18 protein-coding genes and 1 pseudogene are annotated in these 15,982 nt (G+C 36.0%); 1 reads left to right on the forward strand and 18 read right to left on the reverse strand.

Features of this window, described 5'->3' with window-relative positions:
• Positions 1–45 precede the first annotated feature (45 nt).
• The 17 genes and pseudogenes from AC1VAQ_RS07190 to AC1VAQ_RS07270 form a co-directional block, all read right to left on the reverse strand.
• On the reverse strand, positions 46–564 hold the full coding sequence (locus tag AC1VAQ_RS07190) for a phage major tail tube protein (protein WP_479903715.1): 519 nt from the start codon (positions 562–564) through the stop codon (positions 46–48).
• Positions 565–579: 15 nt separating this feature from the next.
• Positions 580–2,004: a phage tail sheath family protein gene (locus AC1VAQ_RS07195; RefSeq protein WP_479903716.1), complete on the reverse strand. Its 1,425-nt coding sequence runs from the start codon at positions 2,002–2,004 to the stop codon at positions 580–582.
• Positions 2,004–2,282: a hypothetical protein gene (locus AC1VAQ_RS07200; RefSeq protein ID WP_479903717.1), complete on the reverse strand. Its 279-nt coding sequence runs from the start codon at positions 2,280–2,282 to the stop codon at positions 2,004–2,006. Before AC1VAQ_RS07200 ends, AC1VAQ_RS07195 begins: the two co-directional genes overlap by 1 nt.
• Before the next feature lie 5 nt (positions 2,283–2,287).
• Positions 2,288–2,734 carry a hypothetical protein gene (locus AC1VAQ_RS07205; RefSeq protein ID WP_479903718.1) on the reverse strand — a complete coding sequence of 149 codons (447 nt, stop codon included), beginning with the start codon at positions 2,732–2,734 and terminating at the stop codon, positions 2,288–2,290.
• A 12-nt stretch (positions 2,735–2,746) separates the two neighbouring features.
• A complete protein-coding gene (locus tag AC1VAQ_RS07210; protein WP_479903719.1) occupies positions 2,747–3,307 on the reverse strand; it encodes a phage tail protein in 561 nt (186 codons plus the stop codon).
• Positions 3,301–3,618: a hypothetical protein gene (locus AC1VAQ_RS07215; protein WP_479903720.1), complete on the reverse strand. Its 318-nt coding sequence runs from the start codon at positions 3,616–3,618 to the stop codon at positions 3,301–3,303. The genes AC1VAQ_RS07210 and AC1VAQ_RS07215 overlap by 7 nt, the downstream gene beginning before the upstream one ends.
• Positions 3,605–3,961 (reverse strand): hypothetical protein, encoded by a 357-nt coding sequence (locus AC1VAQ_RS07220; RefSeq protein WP_479903721.1) that lies wholly within the window; start codon positions 3,959–3,961, stop codon positions 3,605–3,607. The genes AC1VAQ_RS07215 and AC1VAQ_RS07220 overlap by 14 nt, the downstream gene beginning before the upstream one ends.
• 12 nt (positions 3,962–3,973) lie before the next feature.
• Positions 3,974–4,990, reverse strand: a complete 1,017-nt coding sequence (locus AC1VAQ_RS07225; RefSeq protein ID WP_479903722.1) for a major capsid protein — start codon at positions 4,988–4,990, stop codon at positions 3,974–3,976.
• A gap of 3 nt (positions 4,991–4,993) precedes the next feature.
• A complete protein-coding gene (locus AC1VAQ_RS07230) occupies positions 4,994–5,368 on the reverse strand; it encodes a hypothetical protein (protein ID WP_479903723.1) in 375 nt (124 codons plus the stop codon).
• Complete coding sequence (locus AC1VAQ_RS07235) at positions 5,368–6,483, reverse strand: head maturation protease, ClpP-related (RefSeq protein WP_479903724.1); 1,116 nt, start codon at positions 6,481–6,483, stop codon at positions 5,368–5,370. Before AC1VAQ_RS07235 ends, AC1VAQ_RS07230 begins: the two co-directional genes overlap by 1 nt.
• A gap of 2 nt (positions 6,484–6,485) precedes the next feature.
• A pseudogene (locus AC1VAQ_RS07240) lies at positions 6,486–7,964 on the reverse strand (phage portal protein).
• Between the two features lie 93 nt (positions 7,965–8,057).
• Positions 8,058–8,279, reverse strand: coding sequence for a DUF6148 family protein (locus AC1VAQ_RS07245; protein WP_479903725.1), 222 nt, complete (start codon positions 8,277–8,279; stop codon positions 8,058–8,060).
• Positions 8,280–8,550: 271 nt separating this feature from the next.
• Complete coding sequence (locus AC1VAQ_RS07250; RefSeq protein ID WP_479903726.1) at positions 8,551–9,456, reverse strand: AbiJ-NTD4 domain-containing protein; 906 nt, start codon at positions 9,454–9,456, stop codon at positions 8,551–8,553.
• A 129-nt stretch (positions 9,457–9,585) separates the two neighbouring features.
• Positions 9,586–11,457 (reverse strand): phage terminase large subunit family protein, encoded by a 1,872-nt coding sequence (locus AC1VAQ_RS07255; RefSeq protein ID WP_479903727.1) that lies wholly within the window; start codon positions 11,455–11,457, stop codon positions 9,586–9,588.
• On the reverse strand, positions 11,426–12,013 hold the full coding sequence (locus AC1VAQ_RS07260; RefSeq protein ID WP_479903728.1) for a hypothetical protein: 588 nt from the start codon (positions 12,011–12,013) through the stop codon (positions 11,426–11,428). The genes AC1VAQ_RS07255 and AC1VAQ_RS07260 overlap by 32 nt, the downstream gene beginning before the upstream one ends.
• A 359-nt stretch (positions 12,014–12,372) precedes the next feature.
• The gene (locus AC1VAQ_RS07265; protein ID WP_479903729.1) at positions 12,373–13,002 is read right to left on the reverse strand and encodes a tyrosine-type recombinase/integrase; all 630 of its coding nucleotides are present in this window, start codon (positions 13,000–13,002) and stop codon (positions 12,373–12,375) included.
• 15 nt (positions 13,003–13,017) lie between these two features.
• The gene (locus AC1VAQ_RS07270) at positions 13,018–13,770 is read right to left on the reverse strand and encodes a DNA adenine methylase (RefSeq protein WP_479903730.1); all 753 of its coding nucleotides are present in this window, start codon (positions 13,768–13,770) and stop codon (positions 13,018–13,020) included.
• A 470-nt stretch (positions 13,771–14,240) separates the two neighbouring features.
• On the opposite strand from AC1VAQ_RS07270, the gene AC1VAQ_RS07275 reads away from it, so the two are divergent.
• Positions 14,241–15,308, forward strand: coding sequence for a beta family protein (locus AC1VAQ_RS07275; RefSeq protein ID WP_479903731.1), 1,068 nt, complete (start codon positions 14,241–14,243; stop codon positions 15,306–15,308).
• Here AC1VAQ_RS07275 and AC1VAQ_RS07280 read toward each other — a convergent pair.
• On the reverse strand, positions 15,283–15,858 hold the full coding sequence (locus tag AC1VAQ_RS07280) for a sce7726 family protein (RefSeq protein WP_479903732.1): 576 nt from the start codon (positions 15,856–15,858) through the stop codon (positions 15,283–15,285). The genes AC1VAQ_RS07275 and AC1VAQ_RS07280 overlap by 26 nt on opposite strands.
• Between the last annotated feature and the right edge of the window lie 124 nt (positions 15,859–15,982).

Raw genomic sequence — 15,982 nt, forward strand, 5'->3', positions numbered from 1 at the left:
TTATTATATTTTACTTTTAAACATTTGTCTAATTATCTCTTTATTTTATAGTCCTAAATCTTTCCTCACCTCTGCCAAATAATCGCCCCCATTAACAATATAAATATAATTCAAAGGATCTACCTCAATCGCCACATTCCCATCTACAAGCATCTTATAATACAACACGCTAAATTCATTCCCACTTTCTGTGCTTGCGCCTGTTTCCATTTTACCTGGGGTAATCTTTTTAGGAATGGCTCTTACAACATGCTTTACTGCAGATGTTTTTAAAGTACCTGTGGCACTATCGTATTTTTGTTGGGATGCTCTAAAATCTAGGGCGTGGGCAATAGGTGCAGATAAGGCAACTAAATCTCCTGTAATCGTTCGCCAGTTAACGGTCATACTCATGGCACCTATGTGTCCAAGAACTGGCATTTCTACCTCACCTGCTATGCCTGCACCTTTGATAGATTCTGTAAGAGATTCAATATCTGGCAGTTGCACATCTGCAATGCCTAATAGGTCTTTGCCATCCTTGTAAGCTCTATAGGCAATTAACTTGTCTGGAATTGTACTCATTTTGTTGTCCTCCTTTTATTCAAATAATGCGGCCAAGTATGCTGTATCATACTCTAAGGCAAACTGAATTTCTCTTGCTGGGCTTGGTGGAGTAATGTACACATGGAATTTTATTTTGCCATCCATAATATCTGTTGTAGTGTTTTCTGCTTCTAAAAACTCTACGCGGCCACCTAATATGTATTCTGCTGCTGTCATCCCATTAAGCCAAATATTTAAGCTATCTACTATGGTATCCACTAACCTTGGTGTAATTGGACCATCTACCTTTTGCCAAAAACTCTGAATAATCGTTTGTGCTACATAATAAAACATACGCTTCACTGGAATAAAGGCATCTTTAATATCTGTCACACCTGGATAACATGCGGTACGATTACCCCACAGTTTCCAACCCCCACTAAAATTAATGGCTGTGACAATGCCTTGACCATTTAAATAATTGGCTTGATCAATCCCCAGAATAACCTCTTTATTATCCTTTCCGACTAACCCATTTATCTGCAAATTATGATTAGACGGTGAAACATACGGCACGCCATCATTATTGGCATCCGTTTGACAAATTAAGCCTGCTAGCTGGGTACTCATGTGATAAATATCCTCACCTAAGCGTACCTTTGGCCAGCAAACTATCTGATTTTCATAAATGTAGTTATTTTTGTTTTTCCATGCCACAACTTCTGTATATTGGCTAGCTTCTGTTACTGGTACATCCACTAATGCCATACACTTAAAGAAACCATTAATCGTTCCCGCCTTACTTGCCATCACTGCTGCCACACTCGGATTTTGACTAAACTTAGGTGCTACTAATTGTCCTGGGACTAATCCAAAACGTGGTAAAACTTGATGAATAAGTTCTAAGCCTAGTGCTTGTCCCTCTTGACTAATCCCACCTATAATATCATTTGCCGTCACTAAGCTGGCATCTAAATGTGCATAACTCACTTTAATGCTACTTCTGCTACCTTCTAGTAAGGTAATCACACATCCTCCTGCATCATTAAAGCTTAATGCATAAGTATCTGCCTCTAATGTTTTACCAGCTTCATCTTTTACTTTAACACTTTCTAAAAGTACTCCCTCGACTGCAAGAAGTGCTTCATTTTCTGTAACTGATAAAGTTTCCTCTTCAACCGTTACTTTATGCTTTTCTTTATCTAATACATTAATAAAAACAACAGGTGCCACACTAAAAAGTGTAAAATGTGATTTCATAAACTCACATAATGTATAACTTTCAAAGTTACTTAAATACCCTAAGGACTGTACTGCTTCAGCATAGCTATAACATAATACTGGCTCATTGACTTTAGGTGAAGTTGCTAAATGAATCGGTGCTGTCCCAATTACAACTGGTAAACCGACTAAAGCTTCTACTGGTGGCACGACACTTGTTGGAATTTCACTGGTATATACGCCATGTTGATACGCCATTAATTTTGACCTCCTTGTAAATAATTTTGTATTTGTAAGTACATCTTCTGCTCATAACTGCCCTTTACTAAAAGCTTTAACCTTGTGCTATTTAGTTTTTCTAAAGGCACAATAAGCCGTTCTACTGCTGGGCAACTTGCAATATGAATCTGCATAAATTGAGGAATGCCCATTAAAACAGTAAACTGTGGCATACCTGCTAAATGTGGGCCACAATACACCATTTTCTTTTCTTCTTCTTGTATCTTTTCTGTTTCCTTTTTCACACGACTTGCCATCTTTTTTACACTCCTTCCATTTGTAATTGTGGGATATTTAAAGTAAGCTCCATAAAACCAAAGAAATACGGATAAGGTTGCTCTTCTGGCATAGAGGTTTTAATAGGCCTTTCTATGGTATAAAAGTTAAACACTGGCCGAGTTAACACAGCCTTTTTAACAAGTTCCATTAAATGCAGCACATCTACCCAGCCTTCTATCTCCTCACTATACACCCCCAAAATTAACTTTAAACTTAAGTGAGACTGTTCTTCTAATATCATATCATTGCTATATCGCACAATAATATAAGGAAAATCCTCTTGCTCCTTATCTGCTTCTTGCAGTGGATCTAAATAACCTAATACAATTTGTGGGTCTTTAACGACATGTGACTTCGTTTTTAAATGGGCTTCTTTTACTGCTCCTTCAAGTACTGCTTTAAAGTCCTGCATCACCTGATAAACTGTCACTGCTTACCTCCTTTAATATTTCTTGAGTAATCGCGTCATTTCATGCTCCAAACGCGTATAAAACATATTGGTCATATCTTTTTGTACGGTATTTGATACATTTTGCCCTTTTGCCATATATGGAATAGAGGGTCCCATGATTTGCTTAATTGGTAATCTACTTTCCTTAGACCGTTCAAATACACCAATATGCCCTGATTTTGTTTGGGCAATAAATGCACCAGGTAAAGTTTTATACCCACCCTTTTTAACAGCTACTTTAAGGGCTGCTGGTCGCTTTTTGGTCACTGTCTTTGGCGTCGTTTTAAAACGAATTAAAGTCGTGACAGGTGCTGCAGATTTCACCACCCCACCTAATCGACTTACAGTAGCTTTTTGTAAACTTAAAGTGGCTTTCACATCTTTTGCTTTAATGGTAAATTCACTAGTGACTTCTTTACTAATGGTCATTCGCCCTTTTGTAATAGCCCGATTTGTGGCATTTGCTATGGCTCTTTTAGAACCATTGGGAATATTTTTAAGGGCTTTTTCCACACTTTTAATAACCTTTTGATCAACATTTATTTCTACCATGATTCATTCGCACCTATGGCAATTTCATAAAGTCCCTCTTTTTCTTTGCAAGAAACAACTAAATAAATCTTGCCATCGAGTTTGAGTGTTTTGCCTTCTACAGGCCTACTCTTTAAATGCCTTGCTTCAACAAGTAAAAGTAAATCACCTAAATAAGTTCCCTCAGCTGCTTTCATTTGCCTTTTTTGAAGTTCATCCTCACCAATGATTAAAGGGACCGTTTGGTCCCCTAACTCATGATACTGTGCAAATTCCATGACACTTATTAAATGCTCTAAATCTTGACTTAACTGGGCTTTAAATTTGTCCATCTTCCACTTCCTCTATGTAATCTATAATCTGTGCCACAAGTTCCGGATGCTTAAGTCCTAAATCTAAATTTAGACCAATAGATGCTGCATATTCTACTAACTCTTGCTTCTTCATCTTTTCTAAGGCCTCAGTATCTAAATAAGCTACTGTATCCTCTTGGTCATCAAAGTCTTGTGCTTCATCTTGTATAACTTGCGCTTGATGTTGTACACATTCTGCCACACCTAAGTGAATTAAGCGCTGGCCTTCTGCCTCTGAGATTTCTATACAGTCACCTTTTCGGTATTGGACAAGTTGCCTATTTTCTCTTGTTGCAATCTTTGCTAATACTTTTAAAACCATAAGTCACCTCCATTATTTAACTACTGCCACATACCAACCATCTACATCATAAGGTCTAGGGACTGGGCGTGAAGTCATTCTTAACATCTTACGTTCATTTTCATGATCCACCCAAAACTTAGGTACCATTTCAAAGTCATAGGTCACAAAATCTTCTCCCTCTAACTGTGTCACTGCACTATACTCAATAGACCCTACTGTTTCAGGTAATAGCAGCACATGTCCTCCAGGTAACATTGGTTGCTCTTCACCTTCATCATCAATAAACCATTCATCATAACAATAAATATCTAAATCTAGTTCAATAAGTCTACCTAAGAAAGTGAGTGACGGATCTACCACCCTTGGAGTAATATCTGCTGTTTTGAGATTTAATAAATTTAGTTCTTCTTGTACGGCTTTATTTTGCTTAAAGAGCTGATACACATCAGACGCCATTAAACAAATCTTAGGTGCCTTGCCAGTCTTTTTAATAATTTCTTTACGCCATCTTGTTAAATCCTCTAAAATACCAGCTGTGGTGGTATCCCATTTTGCTTCACCAGTTAAAATTTCTTTGTTATCAAACTGATAATCAATTTGAATATCTAAACCTTCTTCTTCATCTTGAATATCAATACAACCATTTAAAATGATTTCGCGGCACATCCATTCTTTACGTCTTAAAATATATTCTTCTAGTTCACTTAAATCAGCGGCTAATATTTCCCTACTTCTTTGGGCAGGTGTTTTATTGCTATAAATACTTTCGCCTAACGACTTTTGTGAAATATCATCTGCTGTGGTCATACGTTCTGGTGCAATTTTAGGCGCCTTAATGAGCCTACTTGAATAACCTGCTCTTGTAATCAGCTTACCGCCTTTACGTTTGGCTACAAAAGGTGCCATCAGACGTTTTCCCTTTTTTGTTTCAATTTCTAACAATTCCTGCACATGCACCTGTGAATGTGGAAAGAAGCCTGTAAAAAAGCTTCTCATAGGTGTTCTAAGTTCTAAAGCTTGTAACATTGCTTTTGTTGTAATTGGCATAATTTATCCCTCCATCACGCAATCTGTAAAGATGCCTAGTTCTCTTAATTGTGTTTCATAATGTGCTAAAGTTGTTCCCTCTGCAAAGCTTAAAGCTGCTGCATTAAAATCACCTGTCAAATACACCTCGGCAATGGCATAATCTGCTGCTTCACTACTTGTGACAAGCTCATCTGTTAAAATGCCATAAACCTGCTCTTCAGTTTTAGTATGATTTGCTAAACTCCCTTTTTTCTCGGCATCTAGTGCAATGATGCTGCCTCTTTTTAAAATACCTTGTCCGCCATTAAGCTTCACAAAACCTGTTTTAACAGGAATCTTCGTACTTGCAAATAACTGATCTGCTGTCACTGTTATCCCCTGTGTCACATAATCCATTATCTTGCCCTCCTTGTATCTTTATTCATAGCGGCGGCAAGTGCAGCTGCCTCAACATCTTCTTGTGTTTCATGACTTGGTGTAAGTTCTGCCCCAATATGCTGGACCCCTGACGCCTCACTATCTTGTGCCAAGTGATTTAAAAACTGTTGGCCTTTCTTAGACGCCTCTTGTAAGGCATTAAAAGCTAACTCCTGGGCATTCATAGGCTTGGTATACTTGGCAGCCTCCACCATTTCTGCTGGAATACTATTTGAAATTTGTTCAATGCCTTGAATACGTTGTCTCTCAGCTTGAATGCCCTCCTCTTTACCCTCATTACGAATTTGATTCACTAAATCAGGGTATTGTGCTTTTAATTCATCTAATGTCATTGTTTGTTCTCCTTCCTCTGCTTTTGCATTTAATTGATGTTTTAATGTATTTGTGGGAATGTTTGGTCCTATTGATGTCTGCATATATTTAGCCTTAAAAGCCTCTACATTCCCGCATTTAATGAGCTCATTCACAATATCTGTATTAGGCATAATAAAACCTTCATGTAAGGCTGCCACAGGCTGTAATGGCATGGTATCTTCTAACTGACCTTCTTCTACAAACATGATTTTATCCACTAATTTGAGATTTAAGGCCTGCTGCGGTGTGAGCCAGGTTTCATTATTCATCAGCTCTTTTACTTCTGCTTCACTCATACCGGTTTTAAGTCTATAAGCATTTACAAGGGTACGGTCTACTACCTGTAACATTTGACTGGTATCCTCCATGGAACGATAATTCCCTTCATTGCCTGTAGAAGCGCAGTGAATCATCACCTCCCCTGTAGGACTTATCCAACATTCTGCTGCCATAGCTACAATACTGGCAGCACTGGCGGCAAGACCTACAATTTTATTTAAAACCTTGCCCTTATAGTCTTTTAAAGCTGTATAAATTTCACTGCCCACATAAGTCGAACCCCCATAAGAATTAATATGGACCTCTACATCTTCACCCTTTGCCTCCTCTAAGGCCCTAGTTACCATATTTGCAGTTGTATATGGATACCCTAGCCAGGCATAGGCCCATTCATATTCTTGTGGGATAATAAACCCTTTCACATTAATAATCTTTGGCAATTTTACGCCCCCTCTCCTTTTGATATGGCTTGCATTTTTTCATTTTCTAAAACTAACTGCTCAATATTGCGGTCAAAGTCGCCACCATTCATTTCAATGGTTTCGCGTTCTCTGGTTGAAAAGCCATTTTCCACACGTTTAGCTGCTGCAGTTACTTCTTTAACAGGGTCTAATTGCCCCGGTGCTGGACCATTCCAATCTGCCCTTGAATAAGCCTTGCGAATGGCAGGATCATTAAAGAAACCGGGTGCCTGAATACGCCCTCTTGCTACTGCTTCACAAAGCCATATTTCATAAATCGGCTGACAAAAATCATTAGCAAACCAAGTTCGGCGCATTTTAAAAGCCTTCCACGCTTCCAGTAAAGCCGCTCTGCTGGCTGAATAACTGGATGTGAAAGACTTCGTTAAAAGTTCATAAGGTATTTCTAGGGCTGCCCCTATATATTTGGCCATTGCCGACACAAAACCATCAAAATTTACATTCGGCCTTTTTGCATCGGCAATCTCGATACTTTCTCCCTCATTTAAAATGTTAATGGCACCTGGTCCTAACTTATAATCTGGTGTTTCAATGGGTACCTCTTCATCCACCACACCTTCAAAATCTCTAGCGGTTTCAGCTGGTGACTCAGATTTTACAAATACAGTAAAAAATGCATTAATTACTGCTGCCATCAGCTCTGCTTCCGTATACCTTGTCAGTTGCTTCAAACTTTCAATTACAGTGGCTAAATAAGGCACACCGCGATATTGATCCGGTCTTTCAGCTTCCATAACCTGCAATACATTAGGCAAACCTGTTTGTGCACCAAACGCCTCTACTCTTCGCCATTCTTTTTGTACATCTAGGCTAGAATCCGGATAGGCATTACAAATATGATACGCAACCACTGCACCTTCCTTATCTATCTCCACCCCATTGTAAATGCGGTTCCCATTAGGTGCCTTATATCTTAAATTTAGATAATCTCCTGTAGCTCGTGGTGTGGCAATGCGGTCACCTTCAATTAAATGTACTTTAAGACCATAGGGCATATAATCAGTTGTTGGTAAATGCTTAATAAGTGCAAAACAATCGCCATTAATCAGCCAGGACATTAACGCCACCTGCTGTAATTCATAAAAATCATTCAGGCCTAAATTGTCACAACGCTTAGACTCTGCCCACAGGTTAAATTCTCTTTCAATTTGCTTTTCTAATTAATCAGCAGCTTCATGACTTATACCCAAAGCCTTAAAATCAACACGACTTTTAAGTTTAAGACCTGCCCCTACTACATTGGTACGATTTGTCTTAATGGCACTGGTGGCTAAAGGTGCTGTCATAAATAAACTTCTAGACCGTTGCCTTAAAGTATTTAGATTTAAGTCAATATCCTCTTGGGGACTTAAACTCTCTGCATACCAACCTTTCATGGCATTTCTTTTTGTACTGGCACCGCCTTCATCATAACCACTATTTTGAATGCTCCTCACCATATTCAGTTTTATTCGAGCCGCCTCACGCTTTAGCGCCACCTGCGGGCTTACCAATTCCCAAAACCTATCTACAGCATTCACTATTTCACCTCCTTATCTATCCATTGGAATAATCCGCCTGACTTTCTTCGTTTTATTTTCTAATTGTAAAACCTTAGCTTCTAGCTGCTTAATCGCCGCTCTTACTTCACTTAAATTGGCTCTTGTTAAAGACCGACTCCCTATGGTATAAGATTGGCTCATTAAAATAGCAGCTTCTGCATCATAATACATTTGCAGCCGCTGCTTAGTCACGGTTAATAAACTCGTATTCATTCAGTTTTCGCCCTTTCAGTTTGAACTTTAAATTAACATCTAAAAATTTGGCTACCATTGATACTTAGATATAAGAATAGGACCTCCTTGTAGGAAGTCCTATTTTAAATAACTATTTTTTTGCTTGATGCAAATCTATCTTAATACTTTTTTAATATCTTGTAACGTCATCATACTTTAAATTCAGAAGTATGTAATTTGATTTTAGCCTAACAATATGTTCTATAGTTATGTTACATTTCTTAAAAAAATATAAGATAATCTGTATTTTTTATCCTAAGTATTGTATAGCTAATGCAATTAGTGATAAACAACGATTAAAAAGATAATCGTAATGACGAACATCAATAATATCAATCTTATTCGTTTCATGATGACGTATGCGATATTCATTTCCAATCTTTGTCAACTCAGCAAATTCAGCATCAAATAACTTAATAAAGTTACTATTTCCACCTGCTATATCATTTATTATGTTTCCTACTGACTGCTTCTTATTTAGTGTTATATAGTAAGTTTTGAGACGTTCTAACGCATCCCAAATCTTTTCTACGGAATCTTGTCGAGCTGCAGAATTAGGTGTCTTATATAATGCAATAGCATCCTCCAACAACTCTTTTAAACCTAACTCCTGTATCGCTGCACAATTATTTTCAATTTCTACTGTAAGCGGACTATTCTCAATAATTCTTTCAATAATTTTCTCATCTGTCAGTTCATAAAGTACTCCTGCTTCAATAAATATCTCATTTACTTCCTCTTGAAAAACCTCAAATACATTTGAAGTATTTAAACACGCTATCTCTTTATAATTTCGATAAGTTGTATTATTCCACTCTTCAGAAATATCTTTAATATTTTGTGCGATATACTCTATAAGATCTAAAAGTGCATACTGGTCATATTGATCATCATATGTTGGTGCACAAATTCTATCATTTTCATTTCTAAAAAGAGCCGGAATCTTCACCTTAATCTTAGTGACAAATCCTCTTTCATCAAATGTAACATAATCTTGATTAAGAAAGTCATAATGACAATTTAAAGTAAAAATATGTGTTAAGTTCTTTTGATATTTTCTACAACAATCTAAAAGTAATGAATAGACATCACTACTAATAGAATATGTTTTTTCTCGTGGTGCTCTTACACCATGTCTTTCACTATATAATTTCATAATTCATCTCCCTAAATTCTAATTTACTAGCATATAAAAGTTCTATTTATTCTTAGTATAATACAATTCAGGATGGTTTGTATATTATCTTGTCTAACAATACCTATTTTTTCCTTATATATATCAGCTTCATAATTCTACACCTCTATTAGCCACCCCACTTTTTCTCTTTAAATGCTTCATTTGGGGCTTTTTGCTACTTTTCATATAATTAATGCCCTTTGCTACCTTTTCACTTAAGCTATCCCAGTTAGGATTTAAAATATCTACCGCTGCGGTGGCATAATTGCGTAGATCTAAAGGTTCATTTCTAGTTCCTGCTTTTTTGACCCACTCTAGTCTTGGCTTACCTTTTACAAAGCGAATAAGACGCTGCTCACTATTTAACCCTTTCATAAAGCTACTTTCATAACCTCTCTCTGCATTTTTAGGAAAGTGACAATAGCCTGGGCCTACTTCCTTAATTTTTAGCCTTGCCATAATGAGTTCTTTGCCTTGATCTACACCTAGCATAAAGATTCTTACACCTGTCTTGGTATTAGTAGTCTGCTTGTTAACAAGTGGAATACCAACACCACCTTGCCCTTTAATACCATAGATACGTTTATGTTTACGTTCCATTTGCTTAATAAAACGATAGGCCTGGTCTGTAAAATGTCCACCTGTATCTAGACAAGTGGCAGCAATTAATAAGCTTCTACCATCTTCAAAATAAAGCTCGGTATCTAAAAAATCTTCTAGCTTGTCCCAGGTTTCTTCTTTTGTTAAATCCCCTTTAATGACTTTATATTGAATACCCCAGCTCTCATAACCTTTGCCCCAGCCCACAACTTCTATTTCAAAGCGGTCATCTTGCACGTCTACACCTGCTGTGACTAAAACAACGCCTTCTGGCAAATCAGACAAGTAATATTCACGTCTTGCTAAAAGCTCTTCATCTTCTACCTGTTCTCCATCGGCCCGCTCTTCCCAGACTTCACCTAAAGACGTATTAATAAAGGCTTTAAGCTGCTCAATACTGCCAGTTTCCTTTTTACTTTTCATAGCCTTTTTGAAAGCTGCAATAATTTCGTCCCAATGTTTCCAGGGTGACGCTAGCTCATTTAAATGAAAGCCTCTTATTTTATTTTCATCATGGGCATGAATCCACTTGCCTTTTTGCTCCTTCCACTCCATTTCTGTAAAATGCTCTAGGCAGTGCATACATTGCATAGTAGCATCCTCAAATCTTAAACGCTTAAATTCTAAAGGCTGATATCTACCACAACAGGGACAAGGCAAATTCCATTCCCCTTTAGAACTGGCTTCATATTCTTGGTCAATTCTTGAAATACCTTTAATCGTTGGCGTAGATACTTTAATAATCTTACGATTCCAGAACGTATTGGTACGCTTTTCACCTAAATCTACAGGGTCACCATCTACACCTGCAGATGCAGGATAACGATCTACCTCATCAAAAAGTACCACGCGAATCGGTTTTGCGGATAAGCCTACTGGAGAATTGGCACCAACAATAGTTAAAATCCCACCTGGGAATTTCTTTTTAAGGATTGTATTTTCACTATCTCTACTTTTAGAAGGTCTAATTTTATCGCGAATACAAGGTGTATCCCGAATCATATTGGCAAGCCTATCTTTACTAAAATCTTCTGCTGCGGTTTCTGTGGGCTGAACTACCAACATGGGACTAGGTTCATGGTCTACAATATAACCAATGGTATTGAGTACAATTTCAGTCTTTCCAACCTGACTGGAACTTTTAACAATCACATGATGCACCCCATCATCACTAATGGCATTCATAATTTCCCTTTGATAAGGTGCACGATCTGTATTCCAGCGGCCATGCTCTGAAGAAGCTTCAGCCGATAAACGCCTATTGGCATCTGCCCATTCGCTCAGTTTTAAAATAGGTGGTGGCTCTAAAGTCTTAGCGACTTTTGCAAATAATGCTAAAGTGTTATTCCTAGTCCTTTTCTTCTTTGATTGTACTGTCATAGTTTTCTACTTCACCTTCATCATATTCAATATATTCTTCCCCATAGAAATCAGCAGGGTCATAGTCCTTTAACTCCATAAGCACCTCTAGAATTTCTTTCGTTAATACTTCTCTTACTTCATTGGCAGCTGATTTACCCACTAAAAGCGGTGCTAACTTAGAAGGCAAGGCAATCATCTTGGAACGAAAAGAAGCTAACATATCCATCATCACATCTGCTACATCCTCTGATTTATGCACTTCACCTTTCATTAAAGCTAATTTAATTTCAGACTGTTGTCGCTTAATGCGTTCATGAATGGCCTTTTCTTTATCCAGGTCGATTTCATGATCTTCACTGCCCTTTGCAATGTCACTTTCCATCTTGAGCATTTTAATATAGGTCTTAATACTTTCAGGTAATACATATCGCCCTTTTGCAGCACGCTTAAAGATACCTTCACTGGCAAGTTGACGCACACGTCTATCTGTGACACCTAATAATTCACCTAATACAGAAGCTGATACGGTTAGACCTTCAATTGTATCTGTTTTCGTAATCTCCTTTTCCTTCACACGCTCACCTCAATCCTTTGATACACTTACTTTTATATTAATTTGTTAATTTATTATCATATTTATTTAGGTACGGAAACGGTAATTTAAAATTTTATTTTTCTAGAACTAGGGAGTTTTTGGGGTCAAGGTACCCGCAATTCCTTTTTTTCGTCTGAAAGTACCTTTGACTATCAAAGGCTAGATACCTCTCACCCACTTGATTTTTCCCCTTCAAAATATGAGAGTTATCTTTTATATCTTTCTCATTCTCTCTATACCTTGCTATCCTTTGCGCTTTATAGCTTTATACTTACTTTTTATCAAGGGAATGATACATATCTTCCATAACGTATCAAGTCACTTTGTACGCCCTGTGATTACCGTTTAAATTGTTTTAATGGGTCATTCATTTCTTTTACCATATTGTCATTCACTTCTTGCGTCAGACCAATATACACACTGGTTGTTACAGGAGACTTATGACCTGCAAAATGCTGTACTTCTTCTATCTTGCCACTCTTTTTATAGAAATTATAAAAGCACGTCTTACGTATGGCATGAAAACCAAAGTCTCTTAGACCAAGTACTTCACCTACCTTATTCATACGCCTATTAAGCTGCGGATAAGAGATCGGCTTATTCATACCTCTTGAACTTGGAAAAAGCACTTGCCAATTCTTCATATGCTGCGTATATAGATCGAGTTCTTTTCTTAAACTGGGGTGAATCAAAACTTTACGTGGTGGCTTAGCCTTCTTTGGCTTACTTTCACTTTGTATGGCCTGCTTTTCATACTTATCTTTTAAATACTTTGTTTTGTTCTCTGTAATCTCCAAATACTCATTTAAAACATCTCGCTTCTTAAGACATCTTAAATCACCTATTCTAAAACCTGTATAACGCATTAAGATAACTAATATGTACAACATACGGTCTGTATCATAAAGATAATCATATAAAGTAATCTCCTGCTCTATATCCTTAATAGGTTGGGTTGTCTTTCCCACGCCACCACCTCCAATCTAATAATTTGTAATGATTAACTCACCATATTCTTTCCTTGCTTTCTGCTCTCGACATACTGAGTAGGAGACATTTACTGGTTCTATTTTAAAATCCTTATACCACTTTCTAACTTCTGGATGATCATTAATGGTCAGTAAAAACTTCCCTTGTATATTGGCTAATGTATCCCTGAGTAAGAGATGCTCTACTTCACTAAAAGCAGTGGCATATCCACTTGTCTCAAAATAAGGCGGATCACAAAAGAAAAAGCTATGTGGCCTATCATAACGCTTAATAATCTCCTCAAAGCTTTTATTTTCGACATAAGTATTTCTTAGTCTTTCCTTAATATCAGCTAATACCCCTTTATAAAAGATTTGAGGGGCTGGTATATTATTCGTACCATAACCATAAGTTTCTCCTCTACTTGCAAAGCTCTGAGAAATTAAGTATAAAAAACGCACTGCCCGTTGAAGTTCTGTTAATTGTTCAATGGTACAGTGCTTGTATTCCTCAAATATATCTCTTCCTGAAAATTCATATTCCAGCATCCTTTCTATTTCTGGTGCATGATACTTTATCATTTTAAACATATTAATAAGCTCTTTATCAATATCATTAATCACCTCTACCTTAGAGGGTTCCTTTCCAAAGTATACCCAACCTGCACCAAAGAATGGTTCTACATAACATGTATGCTCTGGCATTTTTTCAATAATTGTTTTTCGCAGTCTAGACTTTCCGCCTAATCTTGCTATTGGTGGCTTCATATGCTGTCAGCTCCTTCTAGTCCTATATTGTGTCAAATTTAAATAATAGAAAAGCACCTAGCTAACATTTTGCTAACTAAGTGCTATATAAGGGAGGCTTATTGCCTTTATTGGACAATACTATTTTATCATGTAAAAAGGCTAAAAGTTCCCCTATTTATTTTCTGTAACTTTTTTTCCACTACTTAAATTTACTTCTTTACTTTTTTTCACGTTAATATCTATTTTTTATACTTTTATTAATTTTTTATTCAGCAATCACCACTTTCGACATTTTATATATACAATTTCCAGTATAATTTTATTAATCAAGAATTTTTCTTGAAATCCTAAAGAAAGGAAGGTCCTATTTACTGGAAGGAGAATTAATTCTTCTTCTTAATTCACTAGTTATTCTAATCTCAACATAACCTTATCTAACAGTTATATCTTACATATTATCTAATAGAAAATCAGAAGGAGTGATATAAGTGTCTAATTTTACATACGTACCTATTTTAAAATGGAAACAAGGCGAACAAGGGGCAATCAAAGAATTAACACAGCCAATTAAAGATGTTCTTCTACCATTATTAGAGATACCTGCACAAGATTATGATTTTGAAGAAGAAACTTATAAAAAATCTATTGAAAATCATATAGAAAAACTTCCAAACTCTATTACTACAGCTGCAATAAATGAATTTTATCTAGATATATGTAATCTACAAAATAAAATAATGACTGATGGGACATATGTATATGATTATCTGGATGATCTATTGACTAATATTAATTTTATTCCTGTATATACTCCAACCTGTCCCAACAAAAACATCTCATATTTTACAACATGTCTTACAAACAAACGTCAAATTGCTATTAGATTAAAGTTTGATGATATTGAAGATATGAGTAATATTATAAATTCTACAATTATAGATCTTAAGATTACATCAGCCAATATTTCCAATGTAGATTTAATACTTGATTTTAGTTATATAGATCCTTCTCTAGAAAGCAGAATGTTAAAGCTTGTAAAAAGTACTTTAAATGATATACCTCAAATTAAGGATTGGCGATATATTACACTAGCTGGTACATCTTTCCCTGAAAATTTAAGCTCAGTCTCTGCAAATGGTACTGCCCATATTGTACGCTCATTTTATCATATATATACTCAGCTTCTTTCTACTAATACTTGGGATAGAGATTTCCTATTTGGAGACTATACAATAACAAATCCCATAATAGCAGATGATATTGATCCTAGATTTCTAAATCCATCATGTAATATACGATATACTACTGAAGAAACCTATTTTGTTACAAAAGGTACCTCTTTTAAAAAAGCTGGTGGTAGTCAACATGCACAACTATGTAATATTATAATTTCAACCCCAAATATATATTTGGGAACTACCTATTCATGGGGAGATACATATATTAACAACTGCTCAAATTTACAAGTTGGTGGTGGTAATCTTTGTACATGGAGAAAGGTTGGCACTAATCACCACATTACCTTAGTAGTTAATCAACTCGCCAACCTTCTCTAGTTTTTAATTTATTAATTGTGTACTTTCTTATTTCTTTGAGAGATATAGTATCTGCTGCTATATCTCTCATTTTTAATCTACTTTTATTACTTAACCCTTTTATATTATATTGTCTTAATAGCTCCAGAAGCTCCTCTTTCCATAAGAGTTGACTAATTCTATATACTTCTTGACTAGAGTTATTCTTACAATTTCTTATATTTTTAAAGGATACATTTCCAAACTTATTAATATATGCAACCTTTATGCCCCACCATTCAGGCACTTCAGCTAATATTTTTTCATTAAACTTTTCACCAACAACTATAGTCATTCTATCAAATGTTGTATTATAACACTCTATTTGATGTGGTAACCTCTCTAAAGTATCCCTATCACTTTTTATTTCATAACCACATAAACGGCCATTTGCAACTGCAATATCAACCCTTGCATCACCATCACAAATAGTAAGTTCTTCTATAATTCTAAAGGAAGGATTCTTATGCTTTGAATTTATTTTTTTAATTTCTTCAATAAGTGCTTGTCTTATATCTATATCACTTAACATATTCTCCCTCCTACCTCGTTAAAATCTATATGTATTATACACAATAAACAACTATATTTAAATATATAATTTTACCAATTTCACCTTCAAACTAAAATAACTATCTTTAATGATAACAATATTC

Source organism: Cellulosilyticum sp., assembly GCF_982396655.1.